The organism is Pseudobutyrivibrio sp. MD2005 (assembly GCF_000621865.1).
Taxonomy (GTDB): Bacteria; Bacillota; Clostridia; order Lachnospirales; family Lachnospiraceae; genus Pseudobutyrivibrio.
In genome coordinates this window covers 21818-33929 of the sequence record NZ_JHXE01000024.1, presented here as the reverse complement: position 1 = coordinate 33929, position 12112 = coordinate 21818, and the positions used below count along the sequence as shown (strand labels likewise).

Genomic DNA, 12112 nt, shown 5'->3' with positions numbered 1-12112 from the left:
GGTTACTCCTTTCGGAGCGTTTCACACAGACCTCCCTAGGTACCACACGTTTCTTCCTCTCCATCTATCTGCCTCATTTATCATGCATGATTCCGTGTAGTTATTGGGCTTCGACTTGTGATGCAGCCTTACCCTCATGCATAACCTCGTATGAGATTTCTGTACGTCAGACCGGAGATTTGCCCGTGGGTTAGTATGTTCCCCACATCCAGCTTCCTTCAGATTCCACCTCGCGGCGGACACCCTTGCCTTCGGCTATATCCTTCCCACTACCGGGTGGATTCGGGACTTGAACCCGTTAGAAACGTGCGCCGCTAGGCGCACAGCGAAAAAAAAGGATTCAGCGACTATCTATCATGATAATCGCTGAATCCTTTTTTAATACTAGATTCGCAAATCTGGAATATTAACTTCTGGCATTAAGTCATTAGACATATCTGAAAGGATATCGTTTAATGTCTCAATACGCTGCTCTGTAAAACGCTCTTCAGCACGCTGTGCAACAGTAGTAACATATCCCTGAGAAAGGTTAAGATACTCAAGGTACTTGTCTGTTACATGTAAATGATATTCTCTCTTATCATTTTCATTCTGAACTTTGTCCACATAACCTTTTTCGATTAAGCAGGCAATCTTGTAAGCAGCATTTGGTGATGATACACCGATAAAATCTGCGAATTCCTTGATTGTAGGATTGTTAAGAGCATATATAATTTCTACACAAAAGAGCTCAACAATAGAAAGTGATGTCTCTCGTGATTGTAGCTTCTTAAACATTTCCTGATAAAAATGAATTTTGAACTTTGTATAAACCTCTGTAAGGTTCTGTTCAAGTGTTCGGTTCTCTTCTAACATTTTTGGCTCCTATCTTGTATAATTTCTTTCAACAAATAAATGCACTTAACCGGTTGCATTTATCCCTAAGGAATATCATACTCAATTTTTCAGCCTATGGCAAAAGAAATTTCAGCTTTTGCTGCAATTTCTCCATCAACATATGCTACAGCTTCACCAAAACCAACTGGTCCTTTCCTTGATGTAAGCTTACATTCAAGCTCTAAAACGTCACCTGGAACAACCTGTCGTTTAAATCTTGCATTCTTAATTCCTCCAAAAAATGCAAGCTTCCCTTTGTTTTCCTCTTCTGTAAGAAGTGCTACAGCACCAACCTGAGCTAATGCTTCGATGATAAGTACTCCTGGCATTACTGGATGACCAGGGAAGTGCCCCATGAAATGCATTTCGTTAGCACTTACACATTTGATGCCCTTAGCGTACTGGCCTGGCTCACACTCATTAATTCTATCCACTAATAAAAATGGATAACGATGAGGTAAAATGTTTTGAATTTCTACTGAATTGAGTTCCATTAGTACCTCCTAATTACGATTGATGCGTTGTGACCACCAAATCCTAAAGCATTTGAAAGGGCAACTTTAATATCTGCCTTTCTACCTACGTTAGGAACGATGTCTAAGTCGCAAGCTTCATCTTTCTCGCGATAGTTGATTGTTGCAGGAACAAATCCTTCCTTAACAGCAAGTGATGTAATAATTCCTTCAACAGCTCCGGCAGCTCCAAGCAAGTGGCCTGTCATAGACTTTGTTGAGCTTACCATTAATTCATATGCATGATCACCAAATGCCTTCTTAATAGCAAGTGTCTCACCTGCATCGTTAAGGCTTGTTGATGTACCATGTGCGTTGATATAATCAACGTCCTTCATTTCTAGACCAGCATCAGCTACTGCAAGTGCCATACACTTTGCTCCGCCTTCTCCTTCTGGATTAGGAGCTGTGATATGATAAGCATCGCAGTTTGAGCCGTATCCAACTATTTCTGCATAAATCTTTGCATTTCTGGCAAGAGCATGCTCAAGCTCTTCGATAACTAAGATACCAGCGCCTTCGCCTAGAACAAAGCCATGACGCTCTTTATCAAATGGGATTGATGCACGGTTTGGATCTTCGCTAGTGCAAAGTGCCTTCATAGACTGAAAACCACCAATTGCAAGTGGCATAACAACACCTTCTGCACCACCGCATAACATCATATCCTCATAACCATCTCTGATTCTGTGGAAGGCATCACCAATTGCATTATTTGAGCTTGCACAAGCTGTAACAACTGATGTACACATACCCTTAAGACCATACATGATTGCAATCTGACCTGCTGCCATATTGCTGATTGACATAGGAATGAAGTATGGAGAAATTCTTCCATATCCCTTTTCCTCGCCCTTTGTATGCTCTGTTGCGATTGTAGAAAGTCCGCCGATACCAGATGAAACGATACATCCAAATCTATCTGCATTTTCCTTTTCCATATCGATGCCAGAATCCTCAAAGGCTTCCTTTGCAGCTACACATGCATACTGTGTGTATACATCCATTCTCTTTGCCTCTTTAGGACCAAGAATCTCTGCTGCATCAAAGTTCTTTACTTCACCTGCAAGCTTTACCTTTAAATCAGATGCATCAAAATGTGTGATAGGAGCTATTCCACACTTACCAGCCTTTACAGCTTCCCATGTTTCATCCACATTATTAGCAAGTGGATTAACAGTTCCCATTCCAGTAATAACTACTCTTCTTTTCATTCTTACATTCCTCCAGTAACCTCTATTACCTGTCCAGTAATATAGGAAGCTTTCTCAGACGCCAAAAATACTGCTGCATTTGCCACATCCTCTGCCTGACCAAATCTGGCAAGCGGAATCTGGCTTAAGTATGATTTCTTTACCTCTTCTGGTAATTCATCTGTCATAGCTGTCTGAATAAAGCCAGGTGCAATTGCATTTACTGTTACACCCTTTGCGCCATACTCTCTTGCTACTGACTTCGTAAATCCGATAATTCCGGCTTTACTTGCTGAATAGTTTGCCTGACCTGCATTGCCCTTAACACCTACGATAGATGTGATGTTAATGATACGACCATGTCTAGCCTTCATCATGTCCTTGATGGCAGCCTTAGTACAGAAAAATGTACCCTTTAGATTTATATCAATTACTTTATCAAAATCTTCTTCACTCATTCTAAGAAGTAAGCCATCTTTTGTGATACCTGCATTATTTACAAGTACATCTACAGGTCCAAGAAGTTCTTTAACCTGTGTAAACATAGCTGTAACATCATCAGCCTTGCTGACATCAGCCTTGATATACATAGCCTGAACGCCATGCTTCTTACATGCTTCAATTGTCTTTTGTGCTGCATCCTCGTTGCCTGAATAACAGATTGCAATATCGAATCCGTCCTTTGCCAACTGTTCAGCAATTACACTACCAATTCCTCGGCTACCGCCAGTTATAAGTGCTACACTCATGCTCTAAGCTCCTTTACCGTATTTACGAAGTCATCAACTGTATCAATTGAATATACCTTAACGTCATCTACAGTCTTACTAATAAACTTACTAATTGCTTTTCCTGGGCCGATTTCAATAATTGTATCTACACCAGCCTCTTTCATATATTTGATTGAATCCTCTAAATAAACAGAAGACTGAACCTGCTTTTCTAACAAGTCAGCAACTGACTCATCCTGATTCTTTTCTCTTCCAAGGCAGTTGAAAATAACCTTTGACTTCTCTTCCTTGAAGTCTACCTGGCTAAATTCCTTGGCTAGCTTATCGCCTGCTGGCTTCATAAGCTTTGTATGGAATGGTCCGCTTACCTTTAATGGAAGGATTCTCTTTGCTCCTGCTTCCTTCAAATAAGCGCTTGCCTTGTCTACTGCAAGTGCATCACCAGAAATAACAATCTGTCCTGGGCAATTGAAGTTTGCAGCCTGAACTATTTTCTCTCCCTTAAGCTCACCATTTGTCTTGTCGCAGCATTCCATTACTGTCTCTCTATCCATACCAAGTACTGCTGCCATCTTTACATCTAATCCTTCAGATGCTTCTGCCATGTACTTACCACGCTTTGCGATAAGCTCCATGATTGTTGCCTCGTCTAAAGCGCCTGCTTCGTATAATGCAGAATATTCTCCAAGGCTTAAGCCACAAGTATAATCCGCTGTTATACCTTCCTCTTTTAAAAGCTTTGTTACACCAATGGCAAATGCAACCATTGCTGGCTGAGTGTATTGAGTCTTTGAAAGCTCCTCCATTGGTCCCTCAAAAGAAAGCTTTGCTAAGTCTATATCTGTGACCTTAGCTACTACCTTAGTTGCCTCATCAATTGTGTCTTTGTAGCTTTCATACTGCTCATAAAAATCCTGGCCCATTCCCACTCTCTGAGAACCTTGACCTGCATATACAATTCCTAGCATAATCTTTATTCCTTTGCTTTGTTTGTGATTTCTTATATAGCTATTGTAGATGCGTTAGCAAGACATTCTTTTGCATCTACTACCATTTCTTCTACGATTTCTGCAACTGGGCGGATTGCTTGAAGCTGTCCGCATACCTGTCCTGACATTACAGAGCCGCGAATCATATCACCATCGCATACCGCTCTGCGAAGACCACCAAGTGTAATCTTTTCCAAACGCTCTCTATCAGCACCTTCTGCCTCAAGCTTAAGATACTCACGAGCCATCTCATTCTTGATGATTCTTACTGGAGCGCCCTGTGAACGTCCTGTAACTGTTGTTGCATTATCTTTTGCCTTGATTAATGTCTGCTTGTAATTCTCGTGAATTGGGCATTCGTTAGATACAAGTAAGCATGTACCTACCTGAACACCACATGCGCCAAGCATCATTGCTGCTGCCATCTGCTTACCACTGGCAATACCACCTGCAGCAATTACTGGAACATCTACTGCTGCTACAACCTGTGGAAGAAGTGCCATAGTAGTCATATCGCCTACATGTCCACCTGATTCTCCACCTTCTGCAATAATAGCATCAGCACCAGCTCTAACCATTATCTTAGCAAGGGCTACAGAAGCAACTACTGGGAATACCTTTGCTCCCATTTCCTTCCAAGCCTTCATATATTTTCCAGGATTACCAGCTCCTGTTGTTATGAACTGAACCTTTTCTTCAACTAACATCTGAGCAATGTTATCAACATCTGGATTCATAAGCATAAGATTTACACCAAATGGCTTGTCAGTCTTACTCTTACAAATTCTAATCTGCTCTCTTAATGCCTCGGCATTCATTCCGCCACTTGCAACCAATCCAAGTGCTCCAGCATTTGAGCAAGCTGCTGCAAATTCACCAGTTGCGATGTTGGCCATACCGCCTTGAATCACACTATATTTTGTACCTGTTAAATCACTTAACTTCATATCAGTCCTCAACTCCATCTATTACATTTCCACAATTACCGCGCCCCATGTGCGACCAGCTCCAAATGCACAAATAAGAACTTTGTCGCCTGGCTTAATGCTGCCTGCCTCAAATGCATCATCAAGTGCTAAGCCTACGCTGGCAGCGGATGTGTTTCCATATTTTTCGATATTAACCACAAACTTGTCCATTGGCTGTTTAACTTTTCTGGCAATGGATTCAATTATTCTCAAGTTTGCTTGATGTAACACATAATGATCAATATCGTCATAAGTCAAACCGGCTTTGGTAACTACCTGCTCAATAAGCTTTGGAACTGTAGCTACCGCAAACTTATATGTACCCTGACCATCCATGTGAATAAATCCATTTGGTGATTTGACATTAATCATATCTTCATCACCATCTACACCAATTACTGATGTGTAAGGTGTGTCTGAAAGTTCTACAACTGCGGCTGCCGCACCATCACCAAACAATACACAAGTGCCTCTGTCAGTCATATCCATCTTCTTAGAAAGCACTTCAGCACCTATAACAAGGCCATACTGTGTACCTCGAGCCATCATAAGAGCTCTGATTGTTTCTAATCCAAATACAAATCCTGAACATGCGGCATTAAGATCAAATGCTATGATTTCTTTTTCTAATCCAAGTCTTCCCTGAATCAAACATGCGGTGGATGGTGAAAAATAATCAGCTGAAACCGTACATACGATAACGGCTCCAATCTTTGATTTATCAATGCCAGATTTTTCAATAGCCTTCGCTGCAGCCTGTTCAGCCAACTGTGTATGACATTCTTCATCATTCACATAATGTCTGACGCTCATACCAGTTCTTTGCTTTATCCATTCATCGCTTGTTTCAACTATCTTAGCCAAATCATCATTAGTAATTTCATTTTTTGGCACAGCCTTACCTGTTGCCAATATCTTTATACCAGTCATTTATACAACTTCCATTCTAGTCTTTGCTGTGTTCTTTAAGAATTCCTCATCAAAGAATCTAAATTTTTCAAATCTATCCTGCTTTAGCTGCTCATCAGATAAATCAGCTAAATCTTCTAACGCATTTACGATATGTTTATCTATCGCTTTATAAAGATCCATCTCAGGAATTATTCCATCAATGACATTTAAGTCATATAAATCCTGAGCTGTTAATTTCATAACCTCAGCGGCCTCATCCCTTTTGGTACTGTCATGCCATAAAATCGAAGCGAATCCTTCTGGAGAAAGTACCGAGTATATAGCATTTTCAAGCATATATACTTTATTCGCTACAGCAATTCCAAGCGCACCACCACTAGAACCTTCACCTGTCACAATAGTAATAACAGGTACTTTAAGGGCGCTCATCTTTGCCAAATTGTCTGCAATAGCCCATGCCTGACCATACATTTCTGCTTCAAGTCCTGGATATGCTCCTGGAGTATCTACGAAAGTAATGATAGGACGGTGAAACTTTTCAGCCTGCTTCATCATCCTAAGAGCTTTTCTGTAGCCCTCTGGTCCTGGCATTCCAAAGTTGCAAGCAACGTTTTCCTCAGCAGTACGGCCTTTTCTATGTCCAAGCACTGTAACTGGCTTGCCATGGAAAAGAGCTATTCCACCGTAAATACTTCCATCTTCTTTGCCTAAAAAATCTCCCTTTTGCTCGAAGAAATCCGTAAACAAATTATCGATATAATCTGTAATCTTTGGTCGATTAATGTCACGAGCAATCATAACTTTTTCAATTGCACTCATATTTATCCTCCCTTCACGCCTTAACACAGTGAAGCTTTAACAATCTACCTAAAACTGATTTCATCTCGTCACGTCTGACTATTGCATCAATAAAACCATGTTCTTCCAAAAATTCTGCTCTTTGGAAGCCCTCTGGAAGCTTCTGCCCAATTGTCTGTTCAATAACACGAGGGCCAGCAAAACCAATTAATGCTTTTGGCTCAGCCAAAGTGATGTCTCCAAGTGTTGCGAAGCTTGCGCTAACTCCTCCGGTAGTTGGATGAGTCAACACTGAAATGTATAATCCGCCTGCCTCTTTAAACTTTTCAATTACAGCACTTGTCTTTGCCATCTGCATAAGACTCATTATTCCTTCTTGCATTCTGGCACCGCCGCTTGCACAGAAGATAATGAGTGGCAATCTGTGGGCCATGGCGTATTCTGCAGCTTTACAAACTGTTTCGCCAAGCTCCATTCCCATAGATGCCATCATAAATTTTTTGTTCATAATAGCAAGTACAGCCTTGTAGCCATCTATTTTGCAAGTTCCTGCCACGATTGCATCGTGACTATTTACTTCAGATCGCAAGCTTTCCTTTTTATCAACATAACCCTCAAACTCAAGTGGGTTAGTCTCAGGAAATTCAAATTTAAACTCTTTAAAGGTGCCTTCGTCAGCAATATCTCTGATTCTGTCTTCCACATCATATTCTTTAACTGGCTTAATAAGTGGCTCTAAGAGTTCAGTAGGATTCTCACGTAAGTCCTTATATCTATTAAATTTGTTTTTTCTTCTATCGACTATACTTGTCATTATTCATCCTCTTCAGCTGCTGCAGCCTTATCCCAAGACAATATTTCGTCTAAGTGATTCTCGATAAAGCTGACATTATAATTACCTTTTACGAAATCCGGATGGTGTAATAGCAAATAATCAAAATCGCCGTTTGTTTTAATACCATCTGTAACTAATTCAAGTAATGCCCTTCTCATTCGTCTAATTGCTTCAAGTCTAGTTGGGGCATGTACTATAATTTTTGCCATCATTGAATCGTAGAATGGGCTTGTTTCGTATCCGTTGTAAAGAAGAGTATCAACTCTTACTCCAGGGCCGCCTGGTACATTCAAGAAGCTAATCTTGCCTGTATTTGACATAAATCCCTTTGAAGGATCCTCTGCATTGATTCTACATTCCATGGCATAGCCATTGAGTCTAACATCCTTTTGCTTTAACTTTAATGGCTCGTGGAAAGCGATTCTTATCTGCTGTTTAATCAAATCGATTCCTGTAACGGCTTCTGTGACACCATGCTCAACCTGGATACGTGTGTTCATTTCGATGAAGTAATAGTGATTCTTTTCATCCAAAACAAACTCAACTGTACCAGCATTTGTGTAGCCTGCTGCCTTTGCTGCTGTAACCGCAGCCTTACCCATTGCCTTACGCAAATCGTCATTTATAAACATGCATGGGCTTTCTTCTATAAGCTTTTGATTCTTACGCTGTATAGAACAATCACGCTCTCCCAAATGAATAACATTGCCATGCTCATCAGCTAAGATTTGGAATTCGATGTGTCTAGGATTAAGAATGAGCTTTTCAACATACATCTCATCATCATTGAAGCAAGCCATTGTCTCTGCCTTAGCTTCCTCGTAGAGCTTCTTCAAATCTTCCTTATGGTACACACGACGCATACCACGACCACCGCCACCAGCACTTGCTTTTATAAGAACTGGATAACCAATCTTCTTAGCGACTTTTTCTAATTCCTTGTAATCCTTTACAGGACCTTCAGATCCTGGTACTACAGGAACCTTTGCGGCCATCATAATCTTTCTGGCTGTTGCCTTGTTTCCAAGAGCATCCATTGCATCAGCAGTTGGACCTATAAACACTATTCCTGCTTCATTGCACTTGCGAACAAAATCTGAGTTCTCAGATAAGAATCCAAATCCCGGATGAAGTGCATCGCAGCCAGTAACCTGAGCTGCTGTAATTATGGCATCCATGTTTAAGTAACTGTCTGCTGCTCTGGCAGGTCCAATACAGATACTTTTCGTGGCAAGCTTTACATGAAGTGAATCCTTATCAGCTGTAGAATAAACTGCAACTGATTCGATATTCATCTCCATACATGCTCTGATAATTCTAACTGCAATCTCACCACGATTAGCTATTAAAATTCTCTTAAACATGTTTAATCTCCTATGAGAAATAGTGGGGCTTCAAACTCAACAACGTCCTGATTCTTAACGTAAATCTTCTTGATAACACCATCACATGGTGCTGTGATTTCGCTCATCATCTTCATTGCTTCGATAAGACATAAAATCTGTCCAGCCTTAACCTTATCGCCTACCTGTACGTATGCGTCTTCCTCTGGAGAAGGTGCTGCGTAAAATACGCCAACAAGTGGTGCTAGAACCTTTTCGCCCTCTTCTAATTCCTCTTTTGTGGTTTCTATGTCTGATGCCACATTATTAGATATTTGAGTATTCGAAACTGTTTTCTCGATTGTCTGTGGTGCCGCGAAGACTACTTCGTTACCAGCCTTTTTTAACTTAAGCTTTACACCATCCTGCTCTAATGAAAGAAATGTACTATCGCTTTCATCAAAAGCCTTTAATAGCTCTTTTACTTCTGTAATTTCCATGATTATTTATGTGCCTCTAAATAGTTAACGATATCTGCTACTGTCTTGATTTCTGCCATTGCATCCTCATCAATTGTGATACCTGTCTTCTCTTCTACAGCAAGTGAAAGCTCAACTGCGTCAAGAGAATCTGCTCCTAAATCATCGAAAAGGTTAGCCTCCATTGTAACCTTATCAGCTGCACAGCTAAGTGTATCAATAATTACTTCCTTTACTACTTCAAACATAATGTAATCTCCTTTTTCTTTGCTTATTATTAAAATGCATTAGTTAAAAAGTTATAAACTAACAATGACTATAATAAAGAAAGATAAGAAAAAGTCAAGTTTTTTAAATAAATATTTCAGATAATAATTATCAAAAAAGAGAAGCCAAATGCGCTTAATCCCCGTAAAATTGGGAGTATTCCGCACTTAACTTCTCTTTGTATTTAAATTGTATTTATTACTGTACTTTTGTTGTTTCCCTTTGAATCAGTTCCACATCTAAAACAGATTCTTTTTCGTATGGTACACCCTCTGCATAATTACAGATAATATCAACAGCAAGCTGTCCCATCCTTGATATCGGCTGTCTTATGGTAGTAAGCTCCGGAGTCATAAGGCTGCTAAATCTTATGTCATCAAAGCCTACCAGTTGAATATCTTCCGGTACCCTGATTCCTTTGCTCTTTAGCACCTTATAGGTGGATATTGCGACTATATCATTTGCAGCCACAATACCATCAACATGGGGATATTTTTCAAGCATTAATTCTGCCGCTTTTACACCTGCCTCAAAACTATATTCAGTGTCTATATACATTTCCTGCAAATTATACTTTTCGCAAATATCCTTGTAGCCATTGTATCTGAGCCTACCACTGGTAAACTCCTGTGGCCCTCTGAGACAAACTATATTTTTGCAACCACAATCATATAAATGCTGTGTTGCAAGATTACCGCCATGATAATTATCCGATTCAATGAAGGCAATCTCACCACCATCTGTCATATGACGATCAACAACTACAACTGGCATATCTACTTCTTGAAGCATCTGTTCTGTGTGCTCGCCATTTGTAATGAGAATTATGCCGTCAGCTTTCATCTGACTAAGCATTCTTATGTTACTCTGCTCTTTATCAGTATTATTACCTGAACTACATAGCACAATATGGTATCCACGATTAAATGCCGATTCTTCAATAATTTTGGCCAATTCACTAAAGAATGGGTTGTCTATATTAGGAACAATCAACCCCACCAGTCCTGATGAATTTTTAAATAATGCTCTAGCCAGCTGATTAGGCTGAAAGCCAGTCTTATTGATTGCATCTAATACTCTGTTTTTTTTCTCGTCGTCAACTTTTGCAGTTCCATTCATTACTCTTGAAACAGTAGCTGGAGATACACCTGCAAGCTTTGCAACTTCTCTTATTGTCGCCATTACTATTTCTCCATTTATTAAAGTGGTTTACTTACAGTAATTTTACCATAAGTAAACCAACAATTAATTATTCTTCTACATTATCTTTTGTGATAAGTTTAACCTCTACTGGCATAGACTTCTCAACTGTCTCACCATTCATAAGCTTCTGTGCTACCTCTACAGCTGTTGCACCCATAAGGTCTGGCTTCTGTGCTACTGTACATGCCATTGTGCCATCTTTTACTGCTGCAATTGCATCATCTGTTGCATCAAAGCCTGCTACCACGATATCTTTTCCGCCAATAGCCTCAACTGCACCTAAAGCCATCTCATCATTGTGTGCAAATACAGCTTTAACGTCTGGATTTGCCTGGAGGATATTCTCCATAACTGACATACCTTCTGCTCTGTTGAAGTTTGCTGTCTGGCTTGCTACAACATCAAGCTTTTCATCTGCTACCTTGTGGAAGCCTTCGCCTCTATCGATTGTAGCTGAAGCACCATTTACACCTTCAAGCTCTGCAACTTTTGTTCCTTCACCTACAAGTTCAACTAAATAATCAGCTGCCATCTGTGCACCTGCAACATTGTCTGAAGCGATAGAGCAATCAACATCTACACCATTTACAACTCTATCTACTGCGATTACCTTGATTCCCTTTGCAACTGCATCCTCTACTGCAGGAGCAACAGCATCTGAATCTACCGGATTGACAATAAGCACTGAAATATCCTTAGATACTAAATCCTCTATATCACTTGCCTGCTTTGCAGAATCATCACCTGCGTCTACAACGATAAGGTCTATGCCAAGCTCATCAGCCTTTGACTGTGCACCTTCCTGCAATGTAACAAAGAATGGATTGTTTAATGTAGAAACAGATAAACCAACTGAACCTGATCCTGTTACAGTTGTATCAGAGCCCGCTGTAGCCTCTGTCTTTGTTGTATCAGATGAAGTCTCTCCATCAATTCCAACTGCTCCACAACCAACCATTGCAAGTGTCATTAAACCTGCTAACGCCATAGTGAATAATCTTCTTAGTTTCATAGTTTCTCTACCTCC

14 protein-coding genes are annotated in these 12112 nt (G+C 40.2%); all 14 read right to left on the bottom strand.

All coding sequences use genetic code 11. The features are described 5' to 3' along the window. Nucleotides 1-384: 384 nt before the first annotated feature. The 14 genes from T498_RS0109390 to T498_RS0109325 all read right to left on the bottom strand — a co-directional run bounded on the left by T498_RS0109390 (nucleotide 385) and on the right by T498_RS0109325 (nucleotide 12097). Nucleotides 385-855 (bottom strand): MarR family transcriptional regulator, encoded by a 471-nt coding sequence (locus T498_RS0109390; RefSeq protein WP_028235687.1) that lies wholly within the window; start codon nucleotides 853-855, stop codon nucleotides 385-387. Nucleotides 856-944: 89 nt separating this feature from the next. Further along, nucleotides 945-1370 carry a 3-hydroxyacyl-ACP dehydratase FabZ gene (gene fabZ, locus T498_RS0109385; protein WP_028235686.1) on the bottom strand — a complete coding sequence of 142 codons (426 nt, stop codon included), beginning with the start codon at nucleotides 1368-1370 and terminating at the stop codon, nucleotides 945-947. Further along, a complete protein-coding gene (gene fabF, locus T498_RS0109380) occupies nucleotides 1370-2602 on the bottom strand; it encodes a beta-ketoacyl-ACP synthase II (protein WP_028235685.1) in 1233 nt (410 codons plus the stop codon). Before fabF ends, fabZ begins: the two co-directional genes overlap by 1 nt. Before the next feature lie 2 nt (nucleotides 2603-2604). Beyond that, entirely contained in the window at nucleotides 2605-3330 is a 726-nt protein-coding gene (gene fabG / locus T498_RS0109375; protein ID WP_028235684.1) for a 3-oxoacyl-[acyl-carrier-protein] reductase, read from the bottom strand. Beyond that, nucleotides 3327-4280: an ACP S-malonyltransferase gene (gene fabD, locus T498_RS0109370; RefSeq protein WP_330372295.1), complete on the bottom strand. Its 954-nt coding sequence runs from the start codon at nucleotides 4278-4280 to the stop codon at nucleotides 3327-3329. The genes fabG and fabD overlap by 4 nt, the downstream gene beginning before the upstream one ends. 32 nt (nucleotides 4281-4312) lie before the next feature. Beyond that, nucleotides 4313-5248 (bottom strand): nitronate monooxygenase, encoded by a 936-nt coding sequence (locus T498_RS0109365; RefSeq protein WP_028235682.1) that lies wholly within the window; start codon nucleotides 5246-5248, stop codon nucleotides 4313-4315. A gap of 21 nt (nucleotides 5249-5269) precedes the next feature. Then, nucleotides 5270-6199, bottom strand: coding sequence for a beta-ketoacyl-ACP synthase III (locus tag T498_RS0109360; protein WP_028235681.1), 930 nt, complete (start codon nucleotides 6197-6199; stop codon nucleotides 5270-5272). Next, the gene (gene accA / locus T498_RS15465; RefSeq protein WP_036978295.1) at nucleotides 6200-7000 is read right to left on the bottom strand and encodes an acetyl-CoA carboxylase carboxyl transferase subunit alpha; all 801 of its coding nucleotides are present in this window, start codon (nucleotides 6998-7000) and stop codon (nucleotides 6200-6202) included. Nucleotides 7001-7013: 13 nt separating this feature from the next. After that, the gene (locus T498_RS0109350) at nucleotides 7014-7793 is read right to left on the bottom strand and encodes an acetyl-CoA carboxylase carboxyltransferase subunit beta (protein ID WP_036978293.1); all 780 of its coding nucleotides are present in this window, start codon (nucleotides 7791-7793) and stop codon (nucleotides 7014-7016) included. After that, nucleotides 7793-9178, bottom strand: a complete 1386-nt coding sequence (gene accC, locus T498_RS0109345; RefSeq protein WP_028235679.1) for an acetyl-CoA carboxylase biotin carboxylase subunit — start codon at nucleotides 9176-9178, stop codon at nucleotides 7793-7795. Before accC ends, T498_RS0109350 begins: the two co-directional genes overlap by 1 nt. 2 nt (nucleotides 9179-9180) lie before the next feature. Continuing rightward, a complete protein-coding gene (accB, locus tag T498_RS0109340) occupies nucleotides 9181-9636 on the bottom strand; it encodes an acetyl-CoA carboxylase biotin carboxyl carrier protein (RefSeq protein WP_028235678.1) in 456 nt (151 codons plus the stop codon). A 2-nt stretch (nucleotides 9637-9638) separates the two neighbouring features. Then, nucleotides 9639-9863, bottom strand: a complete 225-nt coding sequence (locus T498_RS0109335; protein WP_242839227.1) for an acyl carrier protein — start codon at nucleotides 9861-9863, stop codon at nucleotides 9639-9641. A 217-nt stretch (nucleotides 9864-10080) separates the two neighbouring features. Next, the gene (locus T498_RS0109330; RefSeq protein ID WP_028235676.1) at nucleotides 10081-11064 is read right to left on the bottom strand and encodes a LacI family DNA-binding transcriptional regulator; all 984 of its coding nucleotides are present in this window, start codon (nucleotides 11062-11064) and stop codon (nucleotides 10081-10083) included. A 67-nt stretch (nucleotides 11065-11131) separates the two neighbouring features. Beyond that, on the bottom strand, nucleotides 11132-12097 hold the full coding sequence (locus T498_RS0109325) for a D-ribose ABC transporter substrate-binding protein (RefSeq protein WP_028235675.1): 966 nt from the start codon (nucleotides 12095-12097) through the stop codon (nucleotides 11132-11134). Nucleotides 12098-12112 lie beyond the last annotated feature (15 nt).